Annotated in this window: 23 protein-coding genes; 12 read left to right on the forward strand and 11 right to left on the reverse strand. The window is 41.7% G+C overall.

The genetic code is table 11. From position 1 onward, the window contains the following. Window positions 1-103 precede the first annotated feature (103 nt). A complete protein-coding gene (locus NSS76_RS17100) occupies window positions 104-247 on the reverse strand; it encodes a hypothetical protein (RefSeq protein WP_003214884.1) in 144 nt (47 codons plus the stop codon). Between the two features lie 186 nt (window positions 248-433). Here NSS76_RS17100 and NSS76_RS17105 point away from each other — a divergent pair, with 186 nt between their 5' ends. Further along, window positions 434-2,041 (forward strand): SWIM zinc finger family protein, encoded by a 1,608-nt coding sequence (locus NSS76_RS17105; protein WP_270126856.1) that lies wholly within the window; start codon window positions 434-436, stop codon window positions 2,039-2,041. Beyond that, window positions 2,028-4,805, forward strand: a complete 2,778-nt coding sequence (locus tag NSS76_RS17110; RefSeq protein ID WP_024423688.1) for a DEAD/DEAH box helicase — start codon at window positions 2,028-2,030, stop codon at window positions 4,803-4,805. Before NSS76_RS17105 ends, NSS76_RS17110 begins: the two co-directional genes overlap by 14 nt. A 70-nt stretch (window positions 4,806-4,875) precedes the next feature. Here the strand turns inward: NSS76_RS17110 and NSS76_RS17115 are convergent, their stop codons facing one another. From NSS76_RS17115 to NSS76_RS17125, 3 genes are all read right to left on the reverse strand, one after another. Then, window positions 4,876-5,664 (reverse strand): PAS domain-containing protein, encoded by a 789-nt coding sequence (locus tag NSS76_RS17115; RefSeq protein ID WP_029706346.1) that lies wholly within the window; start codon window positions 5,662-5,664, stop codon window positions 4,876-4,878. Window positions 5,665-5,817: 153 nt separating this feature from the next. Then, a complete protein-coding gene (locus tag NSS76_RS17120; protein WP_341082721.1) occupies window positions 5,818-6,678 on the reverse strand; it encodes a Cof-type HAD-IIB family hydrolase in 861 nt (286 codons plus the stop codon). Window positions 6,679-7,082: 404 nt separating this feature from the next. Then, window positions 7,083-7,439, reverse strand: a complete 357-nt coding sequence (locus NSS76_RS17125; RefSeq protein ID WP_034281192.1) for a hypothetical protein — start codon at window positions 7,437-7,439, stop codon at window positions 7,083-7,085. Between the two features lie 117 nt (window positions 7,440-7,556). Here NSS76_RS17125 and NSS76_RS17130 point away from each other — a divergent pair, with 117 nt between their 5' ends. Next, on the forward strand, window positions 7,557-7,967 hold the full coding sequence (locus NSS76_RS17130) for a YwpF-like family protein (protein WP_024423692.1): 411 nt from the start codon (window positions 7,557-7,559) through the stop codon (window positions 7,965-7,967). 27 nt (window positions 7,968-7,994) lie between these two features. Here NSS76_RS17130 and mscL read toward each other — a convergent pair whose 3' ends face one another. Both mscL and fabZ read right to left on the reverse strand, forming a co-directional pair. Beyond that, window positions 7,995-8,390 (reverse strand): large conductance mechanosensitive channel protein MscL, encoded by a 396-nt coding sequence (mscL, locus tag NSS76_RS17135; protein ID WP_073207695.1) that lies wholly within the window; start codon window positions 8,388-8,390, stop codon window positions 7,995-7,997. 127 nt (window positions 8,391-8,517) lie between these two features. Next, a complete protein-coding gene (gene fabZ, locus NSS76_RS17140) occupies window positions 8,518-8,952 on the reverse strand; it encodes a 3-hydroxyacyl-ACP dehydratase FabZ (protein WP_012011512.1) in 435 nt (144 codons plus the stop codon). A 219-nt stretch (window positions 8,953-9,171) separates the two neighbouring features. On the opposite strand from fabZ, the gene NSS76_RS17145 reads away from it, so the two are divergent. Next, window positions 9,172-10,227, forward strand: coding sequence for a tetratricopeptide repeat protein (locus NSS76_RS17145; RefSeq protein WP_341082505.1), 1,056 nt, complete (start codon window positions 9,172-9,174; stop codon window positions 10,225-10,227). 14 nt (window positions 10,228-10,241) lie between these two features. Here NSS76_RS17145 and NSS76_RS17150 read toward each other — a convergent pair whose 3' ends face one another. From NSS76_RS17150 to spoIIID, 4 genes are all read right to left on the reverse strand, one after another. Then, entirely contained in the window at window positions 10,242-11,060 is an 819-nt protein-coding gene (locus NSS76_RS17150; protein ID WP_024426319.1) for a flagellar hook-basal body protein, read from the reverse strand. 30 nt (window positions 11,061-11,090) lie between these two features. After that, on the reverse strand, window positions 11,091-11,930 hold the full coding sequence (locus tag NSS76_RS17155) for a flagellar hook-basal body protein (RefSeq protein ID WP_024426320.1): 840 nt from the start codon (window positions 11,928-11,930) through the stop codon (window positions 11,091-11,093). Window positions 11,931-12,054: 124 nt separating this feature from the next. After that, the gene (mbl, locus tag NSS76_RS17160; protein ID WP_007497573.1) at window positions 12,055-13,056 is read right to left on the reverse strand and encodes a cell shape-determining protein Mbl; all 1,002 of its coding nucleotides are present in this window, start codon (window positions 13,054-13,056) and stop codon (window positions 12,055-12,057) included. 184 nt (window positions 13,057-13,240) lie between these two features. After that, complete coding sequence (gene spoIIID / locus NSS76_RS17165) at window positions 13,241-13,519, reverse strand: sporulation transcriptional regulator SpoIIID (RefSeq protein WP_008343327.1); 279 nt, start codon at window positions 13,517-13,519, stop codon at window positions 13,241-13,243. A gap of 347 nt (window positions 13,520-13,866) precedes the next feature. Here spoIIID and NSS76_RS17170 point away from each other — a divergent pair, with 347 nt between their 5' ends. The 3 genes from NSS76_RS17170 (at window position 13,867) to NSS76_RS17180 (ending at window position 16,197) form a co-directional block, all read left to right on the forward strand. After that, on the forward strand, window positions 13,867-14,280 hold the full coding sequence (locus tag NSS76_RS17170) for a MarR family winged helix-turn-helix transcriptional regulator (RefSeq protein ID WP_024423697.1): 414 nt from the start codon (window positions 13,867-13,869) through the stop codon (window positions 14,278-14,280). Between the two features lie 15 nt (window positions 14,281-14,295). After that, the gene (locus NSS76_RS17175; RefSeq protein ID WP_151039775.1) at window positions 14,296-15,483 is read left to right on the forward strand and encodes an MFS transporter; all 1,188 of its coding nucleotides are present in this window, start codon (window positions 14,296-14,298) and stop codon (window positions 15,481-15,483) included. A 114-nt stretch (window positions 15,484-15,597) separates the two neighbouring features. Then, complete coding sequence (locus NSS76_RS17180; RefSeq protein WP_024423699.1) at window positions 15,598-16,197, forward strand: undecaprenyl-diphosphatase; 600 nt, start codon at window positions 15,598-15,600, stop codon at window positions 16,195-16,197. 38 nt (window positions 16,198-16,235) lie between these two features. On the opposite strand, the gene NSS76_RS17185 is transcribed toward NSS76_RS17180, so the two are convergent. Next, window positions 16,236-17,624, reverse strand: a complete 1,389-nt coding sequence (locus NSS76_RS17185; RefSeq protein ID WP_151039773.1) for an MFS transporter — start codon at window positions 17,622-17,624, stop codon at window positions 16,236-16,238. 199 nt (window positions 17,625-17,823) lie between these two features. Between NSS76_RS17185 and NSS76_RS17190 the strand changes: the two genes are divergently transcribed. From NSS76_RS17190 to NSS76_RS17210, 5 genes are all read left to right on the forward strand, one after another. Further along, window positions 17,824-18,669 carry a transporter substrate-binding domain-containing protein gene (locus tag NSS76_RS17190; protein WP_243837421.1) on the forward strand — a complete coding sequence of 282 codons (846 nt, stop codon included), beginning with the start codon at window positions 17,824-17,826 and terminating at the stop codon, window positions 18,667-18,669. 42 nt (window positions 18,670-18,711) lie between these two features. Next, window positions 18,712-19,389, forward strand: coding sequence for an amino acid ABC transporter permease (locus NSS76_RS17195; RefSeq protein ID WP_080652918.1), 678 nt, complete (start codon window positions 18,712-18,714; stop codon window positions 19,387-19,389). Between the two features lie 10 nt (window positions 19,390-19,399). Continuing rightward, on the forward strand, window positions 19,400-20,140 hold the full coding sequence (locus NSS76_RS17200) for an amino acid ABC transporter ATP-binding protein (protein WP_034622553.1): 741 nt from the start codon (window positions 19,400-19,402) through the stop codon (window positions 20,138-20,140). Between the two features lie 192 nt (window positions 20,141-20,332). Then, entirely contained in the window at window positions 20,333-21,541 is a 1,209-nt protein-coding gene (locus NSS76_RS17205; protein WP_024426325.1) for an ammonium transporter, read from the forward strand. Window positions 21,542-21,559: 18 nt separating this feature from the next. Further along, the gene (locus NSS76_RS17210) at window positions 21,560-21,907 is read left to right on the forward strand and encodes a P-II family nitrogen regulator (RefSeq protein ID WP_024423704.1); all 348 of its coding nucleotides are present in this window, start codon (window positions 21,560-21,562) and stop codon (window positions 21,905-21,907) included. Window positions 21,908-21,917 lie beyond the last annotated feature (10 nt).

A 21,917-nucleotide genomic window follows, 5' to 3' on the forward strand; every position in this document is an offset into this window, starting at 1 on the left:
CCCCATACTCCTTATGCTTGTAATGACATCGTATGCCGGGAGCTTTCATTCCATTCTTAAAAGCATACAAAAACCCCCTGCCATCACTAGCAGGGGGTCACTTTTATGAAACAAGACCATTTCGAATATGAGCAATCAGATTTTCAAGCATTTCTTTTGTTGTGACATCATTTGAATTTTCACCAATATCATGAGCGTACATCAAAATCTTTAAAAACTCTTCTTGATTTAAACCCTTATTATCCATGTCTGTATCCTTTCGATTCCACTAATTTCATTATTATATGCTGTAAGGTTGGTTTATGCAATACTCTATTACATCATTCGACAGCTTTTGAAATTTATGACCATTTTCATGAAAAACTTTTTTATAAATCCCCATTGAGCTATAATAAAAGAATTGGAATCTTTTACTTGGTTAGGAGCGGATCAAATGCTTCAGCACAACATCAACGAAGAAGAAATCAAACAAACAGCCGAACAGATCAAAGAACTTCTTCCTGCAACAGATGAAAACAAACAACTCATCAAAAAAGCATTGATTACTTATAGACAGGACAGCGTATATCGGCTCAAGCAAGAGTCTGATGCCGAATGGTCAGCTTATGTACATGATGTCGTGGCAGCAAGAGTCCACCTTCATGTGCTGTTTCCTGTGAGAAGCAGCTGCTCATGTCCAGCAGATGGACTTTGTAAACACATTCTCGCTGTCTTCTTTTCGCTATACGCTCAAGTAGAGAGTGTGACCGGATTTACAGAACATTGGTCAGAAAAGGATGAATTACAGCGCAGCAAAGAACTGATTCGCCAGCACTTCCAAGTGAAGCGCCCAGACGAACAATCACTCCAAAGCTGGCTGACTTTTTTCCAAGAGGAATTTAACCTCTGGCTGAAACGGACACCGAAGCACCAGCAAACACCGCAGCATTTATATTACGGCTATTTATCGATCCTAAAAAAACACGCACCTGCTTCACCTGAATTCAAGAGCTTGTATGCGATTCATACGTCGATCGATGTATGGCTGAGGCTTCATGAACTCGTCGACCTCGGCCGGCTTGATGCCGAAAAAGACTTTTATTCCATGAATCCCTATGTAGAACAGCTCATGAACACCATTTTCGATTCAGTGGATCATTTGAAGACATACGCCCTTTCCTTTTCCCTCGATCCGTTTCTTGAAAACACACCAACTGCCGTTCGCACACTTCTTCAAATCAATGGACCATTCCAGCATGAACGAGTAGCGGTCTTTATGGAGATTTGGGGCACCATATTAAATAGAGGGAAATGGGTCAAAAAAGAAACAGAATTACTAAAGAACGCCCAGAAGAAAGAACAAACGGTTGAACGTACCATCGGGCTGATGCACATGGATTATTTACTGAAAGAAGACGACAGCCTCTTTCAGCAATTACAGCTGCTCAATGCGGATATGCTGCCAAATGTGCTCAATTGGCTGAAGGATCTCACAAACCGAAAGGACTGGAAGCGTCTCAAGCTCTGGTATCATGAAATCACCTATATATTAGAGGAATATTGCCAGCTCGACCTTTCCTACAGAGAACTGCGGGGAGCCGTCAGTGATTTCTTCTTTTATTTAGATGCATACTTTAAGCAGACGAAGGATCATCATTTATATGAACGTTATCTCCAAATCTGTATGCCCTATGCGTTTACAGAATACAGTCAGCTCTTGTATGCACAGCAGCGTTATGCGGAATGGATTGAGATTCACAGCCTTGTTGGTTTCTCCATTAGTGAACTGGAGAGGGATTTGATCAAACAGATTGCAAAAGAGGAGCCAGAAGCCCTCATTCCATCGTACCACCGTGAAATCTCACTGCTTCTCGATCAAAAGAATCGAAGTGCTTATCGAGAGTCTGTAAAAATGCTGAAAAAACTGCGCACGCTTTATCATAAAACGAAAAAAACCGCGATCTGGGAAAGGTATGTAAAGCAGCTGCAAGATTCAACAAAACGGCTGCGTGCGTTCCAAGAGGAAATGAAGAAAGGAAAATTGATTGATGACACGCCATAAACAAATTGTCATTCATGCAGAACAAACTGAAGATTTCTCTTTCACCATTTCAGCGCAAGCAGAGGACGGACACCCTGTTCCGCTTAATGAAATGAAGAGGCAGCTTTTCCAATGGCACGAATCTTCTTTCTACGGAACATTTTTAGAAGATGTGAGCTTTATTGGCACTCCTGCCTTTCTGTTAAGCCCTTGGATGACCGTTGAATTGCTAGGAAAAAATTCATTTAATACGTTTAGTCATGTGACATTAACGGATGAAACGGAACCACTGATGAAGACAGCCTCCACCATTTACGAATTCATCGAGGACGAAGATTACGTTCCCGATTACGAGGCGTGGACAAAAGGCGAACTTCGATTTAAAGACAAAGAAGGCCTATTAGATGGCTATACGGCTGATTGGTTCTCCTTTGCTGTACAGGATTACATTCAGTATGATGATGCCTTGCAGCACAAATGGAACCGTATGACTGCACAATCGCCTGCGCTCTCATCCTTCCAAGGACATTTTTTAGATGAGCAGGATTTCCTGGAGACGATTGGCTGGATTGATGACGAGACGCCGTTCACTGTCGGCTTGCGCTTAAACGAGCCTGATTTTGACGGTGATGATTGGAAAATCGAATTGTTTTTACGTGATAAGAAAAACAGCGACCTTCACTTTTTTGAAGGCATTCGTTCATTGAAAAGGTCTTGGCATCCGTATCAAGATAAAATTTCAAGAGAGCTGGAACGATTCAGTCAAATCGTCCCTTGGCTTTCTTTCACATCTGGCACCACACTTATGTCAGAAGAAGAAGCATGGCTCTTCCTATCTGAAGCAAGTGAAACACTTGTCAATATGGGCATTGAGATTCTGCTCCCATCATGGTGGCAAATTGTTAAAGACAGCACGATGATGTTAAAAGCAAGGATTTCTTCTACACCGCGAGGCGAATCGCATGTCGGAATGGACGCATTAATGGACTTTAATTGGCGCTTTGCTACAAACGGCATTGAACTGACAGAAGATGAGTTCAACGAGCTTGTCCAAAGCAAACGGCGCCTTGTCAACATTCGAGGACAATGGATCAAAATAGACCCGACCTTCATTCAGCAAATGAAAAAGTGGATGGAGCGTGCCGAAAATGAAGGGCTTCACATGTCTGATATTTTGTCACGCGAACTGGCAGATCAAGAAGCTTCCTCTGAATCGATTCCAGAACTGCTAGACAGTTCAGCATTTGCCCATATTCAATTTGAACTTTCATCGCAATTAAGAGGGCTTGTCCACTCATTAAATGATTCGCACGAGCTGCCTTCTTACGAAATGAGTGAGTCCTTCAAAGGCACACTGCGTCCGTATCAGCAGCATGGCGTGAATTGGCTTTTATTTTTAAGATCTCATGGATTTGGGGCTTGTTTAGCAGATGATATGGGACTTGGAAAAACGATTCAAATGATCGCGTATTTCACGTATTTGAAGGAGCAGGAGCAAAATGCCGCTCCATCTCTCATCATTGCGCCGACCTCTGTTTTAGGAAACTGGCAGCGAGAGCTCGAAACATTCGCACCACATTTGAAGGTTGCCCTGCATTATGGCCCATCGCGTCCACAGGGAGAGGACTTCACAAAAGCATACGAGTCAACAGATATTGTTCTAACGTCTTATGGACTCTCACATTCTGATCGTGATGAATTAACGGCAGCAAAGTGGAATACCATTTGCTTAGACGAAGCCCAAAACATCAAGAACGCCCATACGAAACAATCGAGAGCGATTAGACAGCTCAAAGGACAGCATCACATTGCCCTCAGCGGGACACCAATGGAAAACCGTTTGACAGAGCTTTGGTCCATATTCGACTTCGTCAACAAAGGATATCTCGGCAGCCTGACCAGCTTCCATAAAAAGTTCGTCCTTCCGATTGAAAAAGACCGTGAAGAAAAAAGAATTGAACAGCTCCAGCAGCTGATCAAACCATTTTTATTAAGACGAACAAAACAAGATGAAGAGGTTGCCCTAAACCTGCCTGAAAAACTCGAAGAAAAAGAATTCATTCCGCTCTCAGCTGAGCAGGCGTCTTTATATGAACAGCTCGTGAAGGATACATTTGAACACATGGCATCATTAACAGGGATGCAGCGAAAAGCCATTATTTTAAGTATGCTTGGCAGACTCAAACAGATTTGCGATCACCCTGCGCTCTATTTAAAAGAGAGCGGAACAGATGTGAAACTGCTGAAACGCTCGTTAAAAATGGATAAACTCGCAGAGCTGTTAAAAGCGATACATGAGCAAGGAGAAAGCTGCCTCATATTTACGCAGTATATTGAAATGGGCAACATGATCAAGCAGCTGGCAGAAAAGATGTTTGGAGAACCGGTCCAATTTTTAAATGGCAGCCTCTCAAAACAGGAGCGGGACAAAATGGTGGACCGCTTCCAGAAGAAAGAATTCAACATCTTAATTCTCTCTTTAAAAGCAGGAGGAACAGGACTCAACCTAACCGCCGCAAATCATGTCATTCACTACGATAGATGGTGGAATCCTGCTGTGGAGAATCAAGCGACAGACCGAGCTTATCGGATTGGACAAAAACGATTTGTTCACGTCCATAAGATGATCACAACGGGCACAATCGAGGAAAAAATCGATCAAATGCTCGAAACAAAACAAACATTAAATGATCAAATTATCCAAAGTGAAAGCTGGATTACAGAGCTATCGACAAACGAACTAGAAGATTTATTTACCTTAAGTGCCGCCGCTCAATCATCTTAATCACAGCAAAAAGAGGACTTTTCTCAAACTTAATGAAAAGTCCTCTTTTTTCATTTCATATAAACGTATGCTAAATGTTTAATTTTTTCAATGCAGATTTCACATTCATATACGTATTTAATTCACGGAAGTCCTCTCTCATTTCTCCCATTTTCATTGCAAGATTCGGTTTAATTCCTGTCACAATGAGTTCAGTACCTGTCATTAAAATCAAATCGTTCAGCTTAAAGATCGCATCTGCCACAAATGAATCCACTTCTAATAATCCGGACAGATCGACAATAAAATAATCATCCTTGGATTGAGAGATATAGGTGGAGACCGTTGAAATGATCTTATCAAATCTAGGCGCTGTTAACGTACCAATGATCGGTAACACAGAGATACCATCTTTCACCGGAACGATTGGGACAGAAATATTCAGCACTTCATCAATTGATTGCTCAAGAAGCTCCTGCTGTTCCTTCTCTTTCGTGACATCCTTTTGCAGACCAACGAAATAAAGACGTTTTCCTTCCTTTTCGTCAATCCAAAGAGGAGCGACACTTAACTCGTTCCAAAACATTTGTCCAGATTTTTTATAATTTTTCAGCTGAACCGTGACAGCCTCTTTGTTCTCAATGGCTGTTCTAATTTGCTTGAGAGCGATTTGTTCAGTTTCATCTCCCTGAAGGAAACGACAATTCCTCCCCAATACTTCGGTTTCTTGATAGCCTGTCATATCTAAAAAGCCCTTGTTCACATATATTAAAGGATTATCAGGTAAAGACGGGTCCGTCACCGTCAGGCCAACCTGAGTATAGTCCAAGGCTTCCTTGATTAAATGCAGATTTTCGGACTTATAAGATTCCAGCGCCATTCGTTTACTCTCCTTATTTTCCTTACAAGCGGGTTATATTCATAATTAAATTATATGATGTTCCACATCATGTGTAAATAGAAGTGGTTCTGAATTCCTCTTTTGTAGAATGCGCTTCATCCTATGTGATTTATACCACGACATCTGATTCATCTATTTCAAAAGGTGCCGGATCATATGCGCGACTCCGTGTTCATCATTTGATAACGTCACGTGATCAGCGATTTCTTTTATATCCTGTCTCGCATTCCCCATTGCAACCCCAACACCAGCAGCTCGAAGCATTGATTCATCATTTAAACTGTCTCCTACAGCCGCTGCCCTACTTAAAGGAATACCTAGTCTTTCTGCCAGCCTTGTTAATGCCTGCCCTTTAGACGCGTCCTTTGAACCAATTTCAAAGTTATGATCAGCCGAACTGACCAATGTTAAATCTGAATCATCACCAAACTCATCCCATCCGGCTTTCAATCTGTCTTGAAAGAAAGAAAAACCTAAGATGTTGTAAAATGAAAGCTTTCGATCCTCACGAAACAATTCTTTATATGTATCAATATAAGAAAAACCCGACTGGCTGTATTGAACTTCTGCCGCTTGCTTTAAGACATTCTGATCCGTTTCTGGATTTGCACTTTTTAAGCGGTCCATTTCAATCACAAGGAGCTCTCTGCCGCGATTTGGTGTGAAAATGGCTTCGTTTGTAAAGACTTCATAATAATAATCACGTTCTTCAAGCCATGACAATATGTGTTTAGCCTTTTCTTCTTGTAAAGCAGCTGAATGGTACACTTGTCCAGTTGGATCATGAATCACAGCTCCATTGGCACTAATCACCCATGTATTCATACCAAGCTGGTCAAAAATAGACCTCACATCAAAATACGCTCTCCCTGTTGACACGACAACCTCAATTCCATTCGCAGCTGCTTCCTTTAATGCCTGCTCGTTTTCCTGACTCACTTTGTGTTCACTGTTCAATAAAGTTCCATCTAAATCCGTTGCGATTAATTGAATGTTTGTCATCGTTCTCTCCTTTTTGTCTTTATTTTCAACCGACATACCGTTAACAAAATCCATCATCATTATGAAATGAGTATCCACTATTTGCAAGAGCTGATCGGTTAAACAGTGAATAAAAGGGTATCCGGCCACGCAAATATGACCGGATACACACAAAGGGGATTCACAAGGGGACACATGACCTATACAAAGAAGCATTGGTTCTATTACGCAGTGTACATATGAACAAGGCAGCATCTATCAGCTTTAGCTAGAGGGGGGCTGTCAGATGATAGACGTTACCTTTTGATTCGGGACTTGCCTCCTTTCCTTTCAGCTACCCCTAGTCTACGGAGAAAGGCCGTATGTGACAAAACAGGAAAATAGCAAAATAGGCCTTCAAATTCTCTATATCCTCATTAATTTCTGTTTTTTACCGCTTGCGTATAAAACATCATCTTGTTTTGTTTGATGAAATACTTATTTTTCATAAATTGATAAAAAATATCTGAATGAATCCAATTACTAGAAGGCATGTGAATATAATCAGATCCGTCCCACGCAAACCAATAAAAACAAAGCCGGCCATCATGAACCGACAGCTGAAACTCAAAACAGTCCATTTGATCCTCGGTGACATATTGAAACGTGAGTGACTCTCCTTCTTCCATATACACATCACAAAATGAAAGAATGTCTCCCCACGAATAAACACGTATATCACTCTTTGCCTTGTCGTCGCCAATATGAATGTTTCTCAATTGATAGGACTCCATAAAACATCTCCTTTCACTCAAGTGCAGCTAGTTCTAAGCAGGCAGCGGTTTCATTTATACAGATGTTGTATGCTATAATAATACTTACGAATAATGAACGCTTGTGAGGTGATAAATATGAAAACCTTTAGGCTGATTGATTTAAAAATTGAACTTGATCCACAGCAAGATAAAATGTCCAGTATTCCCCTTCGTGACGGTTTAATCATTAATAAAGAAGACGGTGAAAATCACTGGATGATTGAAGCACTCATTCCAAAGAAACATAGACAGGTGTTTGAGGTACTCTTTCAGCAGCACACAGAAGTGAAGATTCTTGTAACGATTACTAAAGAAAACAACCGCCCTGTTCATCTATCTGTCCAAGTCAAAAACATCGTTGCCTTAGAAGAAAACATTTCTGTGTTACTCGATGGTAAAATGATTACAAATCGTTACAGAACAGAAACTGAAGAAGTATTAAAAGACCTCGTCAAAGAGGGGCTGTCAGGAGAAAAACTACTGGATGCTTTTAAACAAAACACATAAAAAAGAGCGGGATCAGCCGCTCTTTTTCTATTGCACATCTTTAGACTGGCCTTGATTTTTCAATAAATCTCTAATTTCAGTTAGCAGAACTTCCGTTTGATCCGGCGTTTCCACAACCTCTTCTTCCTCAACCTTTTTCCGTTTTAACTTATTCAAATAACGAATAAAGATAAAAATGGAAAACGAGATAATTAAGAAATCAACCACTGTTTGAATAAAGTTCCCATATAAAATTTGAGCCGCTCCGATTTTAATGGATAGACCGCTAAAATCATGCCCTCCAATAATAATACCGACAAGCGGCATGATTAAATCATTCACAAGAGAAGTGACAATTTTGCCAAATGCTCCCCCAATGATGACACCTACAGCCAAGTCAATGACATTGCCCTTGACGGCAAACTCTCTAAATTCTTTCAGCATCCTTTATCACCTTCATCTTTTTTTGTCTAATATGACGTTTTTTTGTCAAAATTGCAAGTCCTTATCCGCTCTAACTGAACGTTTCTAAATAAAAAAGCGATTCATGCTTAATGAACCGCCAGGAAAATCATGATACTTTAGGACCGATAGAAAATGTCAGTTCTGCTTCACATGCAACTTCGCCATCTACTGTCGCTACTGCTTTTCCTTTTGCAACCGGCCCGCGGAGGCGCGTCACTTCAACCTCTAAACGAAGCTGGTCACCAGGCTTGACCTGTCTTTTGAAGCGGCATCCGTCAATCCCTGCAAACAAACCAATCTTTCCTTTGTTTTCTTCCTTGCCTAACATAATCACACCAAAAACCTGTGCGAGTGCTTCTACTATAAGCACACCAGGCATGACTGGGTAACCAGGGAAATGGCCGTTAAAAAATTCTTCATTCACTGTGACATTTTTAATTCCAACCGCTCTTTTTTCTCCCTCAACCTCTAGAATACGGTCGACCAATAAGAATGGATAACGGTGTGGAATAATGTCTTGAATTTGCTGAGCATCAAGCATATCTTGATCTCTCCTTCTTTTCTATATCGCTGATCTTCATTTGATTCCTATAGAAGTATATTATGAATGCTGGCATTTTTCAATATTCGCCTTATGCATATGGTAAAAAATAGAATCTACTATTACCAATTGTCATCAAATATAATCCACACTACACTCATTGTTTTTTCACAAATATGGTAATATATATTACAACATTGATTGAATAAGAGGGTAAAAATGAATTTTATGAGCGATAAATCCATAAAAAAACTTCTCCATTCCTGGTATACAATGCTAAAGCATCGACATTTTTCGAAGGCGGAAGAAATCAAAAAAACACTGCTAAAATATAAACGCAAATTATCAAAAAAACAGGAACTCTATTTCCATTATCAGCTGATGCTTTTCCGTCATCAGCTCTGGATGAATCAGACAGAGGACTTAGAAAAACTCAAACATGAACTGCTGCCCCACAAAGATGATATGAACGAAGAACTGCAATATTATTTTTATTTCTTTCTCGGATTATATGAATCTTTAAAAAGTGATCAAAATGATGCGATTCATTATCTCGAAAAGGCAGAGGAACGACTGCCATTACTTAACGATGAGCTGGAGGAAGCAGAGTTCCATTTCCGTACAAGCGGTGTTTATTATAACAACCGTTACTCGTTGTTATCGATTCGTCATATTCAAAAAGCCATGGATATTTTTGCAAAGCACGGAGATATCCATAGCATCTATCGGTGTAAAATTGTGCTCGCTCTTAACTATAGCGACCAAAAAAAATATAAGGAAGCGGAAGATATTTTCATTGAAATTATTGATTATGTGAAAAAGATTGATGATCAAGAGCTGCTCGGTATCGTTTACTATGATGCTGGCTTTATTCAGTCAAGACAAAACCGTCATAAGGAAGCGCTAGAATACTTCAAAAAAGCACTTCGTCTTCCAGCATACCGAAAGTCAGCACACTCCTATGTATCGTGCCTATACGAAACTGTGCGTTCCTGTTTTAAAGAAAATTTAACCGATGAAGGGATGAAATATATTCAAAAAGGACTGAAAGAAGCCGTTGCTTCCCAGTTTGATATATTAAGAATGAAGTTTCAAATCTTATCTCTACTCTACAGCCAAACGCCAAAGGCAGATGAGCAGATCACCACGCTCGTCACATGTCTTGAACGAAAAGAAGCCTGGATTGATCTTGAGGATCTGCTTGCTGATGTCTCAGATTTTTATAAAAAAAAGGGCGACTTTGAGCGAGCCGCCTTTTTTATCATGAGAGGCTGATACCAGCCTGCTGATTATCGAATTGTATTAATTAATCCCAGCATTTGATCGCCCATCGTAATCGTTCTAGAATTCATCTGATAGGAACGCTGTGTTGTCATGAGGTCTGTTAATTCTTTCGACATGTCCACATTTGACGTTTCCAGTGCACCTTGCTGAAGCTGAATCGCCTCTCGGTTTGCTCCATTTAGTGCTGTTAATGCACCTTGATAGGTTCCGTCGACTGAGAACAAATTATCTCCTTCAGAGGCAAGTGCTGACGAATTATTGACTTGTACAACGCCTAGATTCACTTGCTGATTCGGTTGATTATCTCTTGAAATCGCCGTAAGCCGTCCATTTTTATCGATTGAAATATCACGGAAATTCGCATTTAAGACGATTGCATTTCCGTTTTCATCAAGAATCGGATAGCCTTCGCTCGTGACAAGCTGCACTTGGTTACGGTTATTGCCCGGCTGTAAGTAAAGTGAGCCATCTCTTGTATAACGGATATTACCGCCGGCGTTGACCTGCAAATACTGCGACGGCGCTCCGAAGGCAACATCAAGATCACGTCCTGTTTCTTTAATCGAGCCTTGCAGCGAGTTAATGGACGCATTGACCATTGTACCCGTTCCAAGCCTTAACCCAGCAGGTGTCAGACGACTGTTTGCCACCTGCTCATTTTTTTCATCTACCTGATTAAACTGCTGTCTGATCAGCTCTGAGAAACGGGTATTTTTCGCGCGGTATCCTGTTGTTTCACTGTTCGCGATGTTGTTGCTGATGATGTCAAGCTGCTTTTGCACTTCATTCATCGATACAGCTGCATTTATCATCGTTCTAAGCATAATTTTCCTCCTTTCTTTTTCATTTCTTGATTAGTACACTCTGCCAATTTCATTCACTGCTTTTTCTAAGCTTTTATCATACGCCTGAACCACTTTTTGGTTTGTTTCAAATGCTCGGTAAGCCGTTGTCATATCTGTATATGATTTCGTCACATCCACGTTCGACAGCTCCGATACGCCTTGGCTTAACGTGTAGGACATTTGACCGTTATTGACTGCACTTGGCAGGGGCTGGTTATCAGCTGTACGGTATAAATCATTTCCTTCACGCGCTAGGTTTCTTGTATCCATCGCAACACGTACATCGATCTGACCAAGATTTTGGCCATTTTCAGACACAGTACCATCTGCATTCACTTTGAAGTTCTCACTCTGAACCGTAATCGGCTGACCCGTCACGGAAAGAAGAGCGCGTCCATTAATCGTCAGCTGCTTTTGTGCGTTCAATGTAATGGAGCTGCTTTTCGTATAACGAACGCCTTCTGGTGTGTTGACCGCATAAAATAGCGCTGATTTCTGATTGGTCTCCGGATTGATCGGCACATTATTTTCAACTAGTGCTACATCTGTTGTTTGATCTGTTGTTTTTAAAGTTCCCTGTGTAAATTGAGGGATTAATTCCTGCATATATGTCCCAGTATTGATTCCACCAATCGGCGATTGCAGTGGAACACTAAAGCCTTTGCCTGAGGATGTTTGGAATCGTCCTGATTCCATTCGGCTCAGCAGCATTTCTGGAAATGCACGCATTGCCCCTTCATCCGCTTTATAGCCTGGGGTATTCGCATTTGCGATATTATTTGAAAGCATTTCTGTCCGCCGCTCTTGAGCGATCATGGCAGATGTTGCGGTGTATAGTCCTTTTAACACGTGCTCACCTCATTCAAATTCTTTCACATGACCTAAACACAATCTTCTATGAAATATATCGGCTGATTAGCAGGGTTCTTTAATAAAAATCCCCCATTCTTTCTAAAAAGAATGAGGGAAATCATTAGCTGAGTTTACGCTTTGGCAGCTTGTCCATATTATCAAGCATCACGCCCGTACCAACTGCTACACAGTCCATTGGATTTTCAGCAACGAAAACTGGTACTTTCAGCTCTTCTGCAAGCAATTGATCAAGCCCGTTTAGAAGAGCTCCGCCACCTGTAATGATGACGCCGCGATCGATAATATCAGCTGATAATTCAGGCGGTGTTCTTTCAAGAACTTGTTTCGCAGCCTGAACAATCGCAGATACAGATTCACGCAATGCTTCTTCTACTTCTTTGCTTGTGACGGTAATCGTTCTTGGTAATCCTGTCACCATGTCTCGTCCACGAATCGAAATCTCTTCGTGACGTGCGTCTGGGAATACCGTTGCAACTTGGATCTTAATATCCTCAGCCGTGCGCTCACCGATCAACAGCTTGTACTCTTTTTTAATGTAGTTTAGAATTTCCAGATCAAATTTGTCTCCAGCCATTTTAATAGAAGAGGCGGTTACAATGTCACCCATTGAGATGACAGCGATATCTGTCGTTCCGCCTCCAATATCTACGACCATGTTTCCACTTGGCTGAAAAATATCCATACCAGCACCAATCGCTGCTACTTTTGGCTCTTCTTCAAGAAATACATGCTTACCACCGCTTTTTTCAGCAGCTTCTTTGATCGCCTTCTGCTCAACAGATGTAATATTTGTCGGGCAGCAGATGAGCATACGCGGCTTAGAGAACAGCCCTTTCACATTTAATTTGTTAATAAAATGCTTGAGCATCGCTTCAGTTACTTCAAAATCAGCGATTACGCCGTCTTTTAATGGACGAATCGCAACAATATTCCCAGGCGTACGTCCAACCATACGTCTAGCCTCTTCTCCAACAGCCAAAACTTTCCCGCTGTTTTTGTCAAGAGCTACCACAGATGGTTCATTTAACACAATTCCTTTTCCTTTGACATGAATCAGTACATTTGCAGTACCAAGATCAATTCCAATATCCCTAGCAAACATCTATATATATCCTCCTTGAAAATCTGTTTCCATAGCAAATACCACATTCTGCCCTAATTATATATTCTATCATAATTTGCAGAAAAAAAGATATTTCTTTACAAAAGTCTTTACAAAATTTGTGGTTAGAAACTACCGATATGAGGAAGATATATATATTATGTTTATGAACAAAGAACTAAGCTTACTGTTTCACAGGTTCGCCTTCTAAAATTTCTTCTTTTTTATACTTTAACTTGGTGGCTTCTCCTCCTCGCAAGTGGCGGATTGATTTATGATAATCCAGTATCTCCTTCACTTCATTAGCCAGATCTGGATTAATTTCTGGCAGCCTTTCTGTTAGATCCTTGTGTACAGTACTTTTAGAGACTCCAAATTCTTTCGCAATAACACGAACGGTTTTCTTTGTCTCCACGATATACTTTCCTATCTTGATTGTTCGCTCTTTGATGTAATCGTGCACACCACTCGACCTCCCTAAAATGGATGTGAGAAGTGTGAAATGAGATCCGTATGAAGATTATCCATTTTCAGCGGCGCTTGTTCGTCGTAATTTCTCATCCATTAGGTAGTAAATGCCAAACACGATCCCTCACCTCAAACACTCTCTTTGTCAGGTTTGTAACAGTGTATTAGCATTGAATAGGGAATATGCTAAAAATGAAGATGGGACAAGGGATTTATCAGAAAAGGCAAAACAAAAAATCATTTCGGGGCGCGAAAATTTCCACTTTACAAGAAAGGATTCAGCACGTAAAATAGAAAAGGTGAATTTATTTACCTAGCTAAATATTTAAAAAAGGTGAGCATATGGATACGTTAAATAGAGAGTGTTTACATCAAATACATCAAGGCGCGCGGCTGCTGTCTAAAAAGGCGAACGAAGCGCTTGCTGCTTATGACTTGTACATGTCCCAGTGGACTGTGCTTTTTTGTTTGGATACATTCGGCCCAAAAACCCAAAAAGACATCTGGACATATTTAAACGTCGAAGCACCGACCATCACCAGAACCGTCACCCGCTTAGAAGCAAACGGCTGGGTGAAACGTGTACAAGGCAAAGACAAACGTGAGAATCTGATCGTGATGACAGATGATGCAAAAGCCCGATTTGAAGAAATCAAACGCACGATGGAACAATTTGAAGAAGAATGTCTTTCAGATTTTACCTACGAAGAAAAACAACTCCTCCATACACTTTTACACAAATTATCTACTGAATAGGAAGTGACATACACCATGAACGAACGCATATGGACAAAAGATTTTATCATGATTGTCCTGGTGAATTTATTTACGTTCACCTCTTTTTATGCCCTTTTGACATTACTGCCCATTTACACAATGGATGAACTAAATGGAACAGAATCACAGGGCGGTCTCCTTGTGACGGTCTTCTTATTATCTGCTATTGTGACAAGACCTTTTTCTGGCGCCATTATTGAGAAATTCGGCAAAAAACGGATGGCGATTTTCTCTTCTACAGCCTTTGCCTTACTCACTTATTTATACATTCCGATTGATCAATTCCAAACGCTTCTTGTGCTGCGTTTCGTACAAGGAATCTTTTTTAGTATTTTGACGACAGTCGCCAGTGCCATTGCGGCTGATATGATCCCGAAACATAAACGCGGGGAAGGACTCGGATACTTTGTGATGTCCATGAACCTCGCTGTTGTCATCGGTCCGTTTATCGCACTAAACCAAGTAGGAAAAATAGGATTTCATTCCTTATTTCTTCTCTTTTCCATTATCGTGACGATCGGAGCCGCTTTTACAATGCTGATTAGACAGCCAGAGCCTGAAAACGGCGGAAGCATCGTCTTCCGATTCACGTTTTCTCACCTTTTTGAAAAAGGCGCATTAAAAACAGCGGCCGTCGGTATTATTATTTCTTTCTGTTATTCGCCGATTATTTCATTTATTTCAGTATATGCCAATTCACTCCATTTGATGGGTGCAAGCAGTTATTTCTTCATTGTGTTTGCGGCTGCAATGCTTGGATCACGTCCATTTACAGGCAGACTTTTTGACCGGGTTGGAGCTCACGTTGTGATCTATCCTTCGATTGCCCTTTTTGCTATTGGTTTATGGATGCTGACAGCGACACATTCAGCCACAATGCTTCTTCTATCAGGTGCTGTGATTGGACTTGGCTACGGTTCGCTCGTGCCATGTTTACAAACACTTGCGATTCAGCACTCACCAGCTCACCGTACGGGGTATGCGACGGCTACTTTCTTTACTCTGTATGATACAGGTATTGCTGCTGGCTCATTTGTCTTTGGACTCCTTGTCAGTTTCACAGACTTTTCAAATGTGTACCTCATTGCAGGCATTGTTGTCTTGCTGAGTATGGGCGTCTTTTATTGGAGCGAACGAAAACCCAAGGAAGCAAATGCACAAAAGGTCTCCCTTTCAGAATAAAAGGATACTATTTTAAACTTCGCCGGAAACATGCTAAAATATAGGATATTTCATATAGAGCATACAGGCTTTTTTGAAAAATAGTTGGCATTAAGCGAAAGTATAGGTGATGTTTTGAATTACGAATTGTTTAAAGTCATACACGGGATGGCTCACCATTCTGAATTTTTAGATCAGGCCATGATCTTTATTACGAAAAAGGCCATTCTTGTGTACGCCCTTGTCTTATTGATTTGCTGGTTTTTAGGGAATCACAAATTTAAGAAGCATGTCTTCTTTTCCGGTGTAACAGGCATTGCAGCACTTATCGTCAACTTTGCCATTACATTGTTTCATTATGAAGAGCGGCCGTTTGTGGCGCATAAAGTCGACACACTCATCCCGCATTCAGCAGACGCTTCCTTCCCAAGTGACCATACAACAGGTGCATTGGCTCTTTCACTAGCCATTCGATCCCGTAATAAAAAGCTCGGCAACATATTGCTCGTCTTTGGATTACTTACAGGATTCTCCCGCATCTGGGTCGGTCATCATTATCCATTTGATGTTTTAGGCAGCTTGGTCGTATCGATTGTGGTTGTCTTTATCATGAATAAATTATGGAAGTTCTTTGACTCTCCTATTGATCGTATCGTGACATTTTACGAGACAATTGTAGGGAAAATTTTCAGAAGGAAGACAAAGGATCAGGGTTCAGACCTGTCCAACTCTTAAGCGGCCTTGCGATAACGTGATGAAGATTCTTCTCTCACTTATCGCGCCGCTTTTTTTATTGGCGGTCTCCCTCTAACCATACTTGAAAAATAAAGACTGACGCCAATGCCAAAAAGAGAAATGATGATCAACGTCCAGCCTAATTGCGCAAAATGAGCACCAGCAATTTCTTCCCCAAACAGCATACCAAGCACAGCAGACGACAGAATAGAACCAAGGTAGCGGCATGTTTGAAAAAGTCCAGAGGACGTGCCAATCATTTGCTGAGGACTTGCCTTGAGCATCGCAGCTTGAAGCGCAACATTCCCTATCCCATAACTGAGCCCAAGCAGCGCCAGAACCAATCCTTTTCCCCATAATGGCGCAGGAATAAAAAAGAAAGTCATAGCAGACGCTCCAGCCAGCATCAATACAGCACTCGCTAAAACTGGATGGCGTTCATCCCCGCGATCCACCCACTTTCCTGTCAGCGGCGATACAATAATGCTCACCCCTGACATACACAGCATAAAAAGACCCGTCATCTCCACACGCCAGCCTAACTCATCCTGAAAATAACTCGGCAAACCAAAAAAGAGACAATAGAAAAAGATATTTAAAATGATAAATTGCACATACACAAGTGACAGCCGCTGCTCTTCTCTGAACATCCGTATTTGAATAAACGGTTCATCCACCTGATACTCCCACCAGATAAAAGCGCCTGCACTCAGGAGACAAAGAATGCCTTGAACATATTGAATGCCATCACCCAGTGATAATAAAAATGAAAGGAGGAGAACAATGCAGACGGTAAAAAGAAGCATCCCTGGCAAATCGAGTGTTCGCACAGTTTCGCCTATGCGCAGCTTTCTCTTTTTCTGCTCCTTCGGAAACAACAATAAACCGAGAAAGAAACTGATCAAAATAAACGGCAGATTCACTAAAAAGATAGCCGGCCAGCCGCCAATGGTCATCAGAAATCCGCCAAGCGTCGGTCCAAGCGCCGTCATCGCTGAAGCAAAAATGGATAATACCGCTAACGCCGAAGCCTGTCTTTCTTGAATATGATCCCGAATGAGTCCGACCCCAGAAGGATAAATGGCACTGCTTCCAATCGCCTGTAACAAACGGATCACAATCAGCACCGCAAACGTTGGGGCAAACGGCGCGCAAATGGCTGAGACTGCGACAAGAACGAGACCGAATAAAAATAAGGTTCTCCGGCTCATCACATGATCCCCAATCCGGCCGCTCACTGGCTGTGTTACTGCACTGGCTAAATAAAAAGAAGAAATAAGCCAAGATACGGTCGTAAACGACAAACCGAATTCATGCTGAATTTGATGCAAGGCCAAAGAAATCATTGATGAATTCAGCGGATTCAACATCGTTCCAAAGGCAATAGCGGTTAAAAAAACTTTTCGATTGTCTCTCCACTTGTTCATACACTGACCTCCTTTTTGCAACCCTTTCGTTATTATGAGATTCATTTCCCTTTTTTACCCTAATCAATTCAAGTTCTCTCTTAGAAAAGCAAGACATACATTCTAAAAAGGACGGTTGTTGGAATAACACATATAAAATTGAGAATATGAGGAACAAATGGTAAGATGCTACACATATTGAAAAGCCTACTTTCTCCTTATATGGAGAACGGCTGAAAAGGAGGAGAAGCTTATTATTAAAAAAAGACGGTTTTGGGTCCCAGCCCTTTTCTCGGTTGCAGTATTACTTCTGTCTTCGTGTGGTTCAAATGAAACAAATGGGAACGGAGATAAACGTAATTCTACAGCGAAAGGGTCGCCAATTTTGGAGGATGGAAAATTTATTTTTGCAGCATCAGGTGAATTTCATCCGTTTAGTTACATGGATGGAAATCAGATGTCCGGCTTTGATATCGACGTAGGCAATGCGATTAGTGACAAACTAGGTCTCGAACCTATACAGAAAAAATATAAATTCGCAGGCATCGTCGAAGGCGTGAAAGCAGGTAAATTTGATGCGGCGGTTGCAAGTCATACCATCAATGAGGAACGAAAAAAACACGTCCTTTTTTCTAAGCCCTATTACTACTCTGGTCCGCAAATTTTCACAAGACCCGGATCAGACATTCAGCATGCTGATGACTTAAAAGACAAAGAAATTGCTGTATCCAAAGGATCGTCCTACGCTGATATTGCTAAGGAACATAGCGGGCAAGAACCAAAATATTATGATAGTGATGTCGTCGCCTTAGAAGCACTGGCCAAAGGAAAACACGATGCAGTCGTAACAGATTTCGCCACAGGTGCAGAAGCGATGAAGAAAAAATTGAACATCACAGCGCAGGAAAGACTCGGACAAAGTGAGCAGGCAATTGCTGTATCAAAAGAAAATGAACAGCTCATAAAAGAGATCAACGATGCGATTGACGCACTAAAAAAAGACGGAACATTAAAACAAATTAGCGAAAAGTACTTTGATGAAGACATCACGGTCAAACAAGATTAAAACCACGATTGTGCGCCTTTTTTATAGGCGCACTTTCTTCAAATGGAGATGATTGTTTTGCCTACCCTATCACACTTTTTTCAGACACTGATTGATTCTAGAGGTATTTTCTTAGAAGGAATGCTGATCACCTTACAGCTGACGGTGATCAGCATCTTCATCGGTATGTTCATCGGGCTTTTCTTTGCTTTATTGAAAATATCCCGCATAGCCGTTTTCGGTTATATCGCCAATGCGTATATCTTTCTTGTACGCGGAACACCACTGATTGTTCAAATTTTCATCCTATACTTCGGCCTCACAGAATTGAATATACCCGACTTCTGGGCTGCTTCCATTGCGCTCGCCTTTCATAATGGGGCCTATATAGCGGAAATATTTAGAGGTGCCATCCAATCCATCGATCAGGGGCAAAAAGAGGCAGGACGATCTCTTGGGATGGGTCGTTTTTTAACAATGAGACGCATCATTCTCCCTCAAGCGATGCGGCGCGCCCTCCCCCCTCTTGGCAACCAGTTCATTATCGGCTTAAAAGATTCATCACTCGCCGCCTTTATCAGTGTCAATGAACTATTTAACGTCGCCACCACGCAAGGCTCCAACAGTTTTGATAATATGACGTATTTACTTGTTGTCGCCGTCTATTACTTAGTTCTTGTCCTGCTGTTAACATTCGCTGTCCAAACCTTTGAGAAGAAACTATCAGCCAGTGACCAATAGGAGGAGAAGCATGACAGAATCAAAGGAAATCATTCGTGTTGAAAAACTCAATAAATATTTTGGAGAGCTTCATGTTTTAAAAGATATCGATCTCACTGTTTATGAAAATGATGTGGTCGTCTTAATTGGCGCAAGCGGTTCTGGAAAAAGCACCCTGCTCCGCTGTATGAACTTTTTAGAAATAAAAAATGATGGAGATATTATCATTGATGGCAGCCCTGTTCATCCAAAGCGCGATCAATTAAACGAAATGAGACAAAAAATAGGGATGGTGTTTCAGCATTTTAATCTTTTCCCGCACAAAACTGTGCTTGAAAATATCATCGAAGCGCCTGTTATGGTGAAAAAAACAAAGAAAGCGCAAGCCATCGCTGAAGCCAGCGCCTTGCTAGAAAAAGTCGGACTTGCGGATAAAGCCAACGTATATCCTTCTAAACTATCAGGCGGCCAAAAACAGCGTGTAGCCATAGCCAGATCTCTCGCCATGAAGCCTGATGTCATGTTATTTGACGAACCTACGTCTGCCCTTGATCCAGAGCTTGTAGGCGAAGTGCTGCAAACGATGAAAAGCCTCGCAAAAGAAGGCATGACCATGGTCATTGTCACACATGAAATGGGCTTTGCGAAAGAAGTTGCCGATCGTGTCGTCTACATGCACGAAGGCCGCATCGTCGAAGAAGGCGTCCCTTCGGAATTGTTTGATTCTCCTAGGGAGGAACGTACAAAACTGTTTCTCAGCTCCATTTTATAGGTCAAACGCCCTTCATTTTTAGTGCTTAACTTACGTTTTTGCTCATTTTTTACGAACTTTTCATCCATTTATATTGAACTTAACCAAAAAACCATGTCAGATAAACTTACATGTATATGTTATATATGACTTTTCTCTCTATAATGAAGAATTAAGAAAACAATAATTCTGAATGATTCGGGGGAATGCAGCATGCAAATGGGTGATACAGTATTTATGTTCTTCTGCGCACTACTCGTGTGGTTAATGACACCGGGTTTAGCTTTATTCTACGGAGGACTCGTGAGGAGCAAAAACGTGTTAAGCACAACCATGCACAGCTTAACGTCACTAGCGATCGTTTCAATCGTATGGATCGTATTCGGTTATTCCTTAGCTTTTGCACCAGGCAATGCATGGATCGGAGGATTAGACTGGGTAGGCCTGAAAGGCGTAGGTTTTGAGCCTGGTTCCTATAGTGAGACCATTCCACATTCATTGTTCATGATGTTTCAAATGACTTTTGCCGTCTTAACAACAGCCATCATCTCAGGGGCCTTTGCTGAACGGATCCGCTACTCAGCAGTCGTTGTATTTACACTCCTTTGGGTCACATTTGTATACGCTCCAGTCGCACACTGGGTATGGGGCGGCGGTTGGATTGGCGAGATGGGTGCACTTGACTTCGCAGGCGGAAACGTGGTTCACATCTCATCCGGTGTTGCGGGTCTTGTCGTGGCGATTGTGCTCGGGAAGCGTAAAGAAGCGGCAAGCTCTTCTCCGCATAACTTGATCTACACCCTTCTTGGCGGAGCAGTCATCTGGTTTGGCTGGTTTGGTTTTAACGTGGGTAGTGCTCTTACATTAGACAGCGTGGCCATGTTTGCCTTTATTAACACCAATACAGCTGCTGCTGCAGGAATCATCGGCTGGCTGCTAGTAGAGTGGATGATCAACAAAAAACCGACCATGCTCGGCGCGATCTCTGGAGCCATCGCAGGTCTTGTCGCCATTACACCTGCCGCAGGTTTTGTTACACCGTTTGCTTCTATTATAATAGGAATCATTGGCGGGATCGTCTGTTTCTGGGGAGTCTTTTCACTCAAAGCCAAATTTGGCTATGATGACGCACTAGATGCATTCGGCCTTCACGGAATTGGCGGTACTTGGGGAGGAATTGCAACAGGACTTTTCGCCACAACTTCTGTCAATGACGGCGGAGCCAATGGTTTATTTTACGGAGATCCCAGCTTACTTTGGAAGCAAGTGGTCGCGATTGTCGCCACGTACGCTTTTGTTGCCGTTGTGACATACGTGATCATCAAAGTGGTCAATGTCTTCTTCAAAATTCGTGCAACCGAAGAAGAAGAATCAGTGGGTCTTGATTTAACCATGCACGGTGAAAAAGCTTATCAAGATTAAAGAAAAAGGGGTGTCTCTATGAGCAAAATGTATAAAGTGGAGATTGTCACACGTCCAGCTAATTTTGAAACATTAAAGGTGGAGCTTGGAAAGATTGGTGTCACCTCGATTACCTTTTCAAATGTACACGGCTGCGGCTTACAAAAGGGACATACAGAGCTATACCGCGGCGTCAAAAAGGAAAGCAACGTGTACGAACGATTAAAGATCGAAATCGTCCTAAGCAAAGTACCTGTCGAACAGGTCGTTGAAACAGCTCAAAAGGTACTGCGTACAGGCGAACCAGGGGATGGGAAAATTTTTATATATGAGGTAGCGAATACAATCAACATCCGGACAGGTGAAGAAGGACCTGCCGCCCTATAGTGTATCCTCC

The organism is Bacillus sp. FSL R5-0654, from assembly GCF_038008745.1.
Lineage (GTDB): Bacteria > Bacillota > Bacilli > Bacillales > Bacillaceae > Bacillus > Bacillus safensis.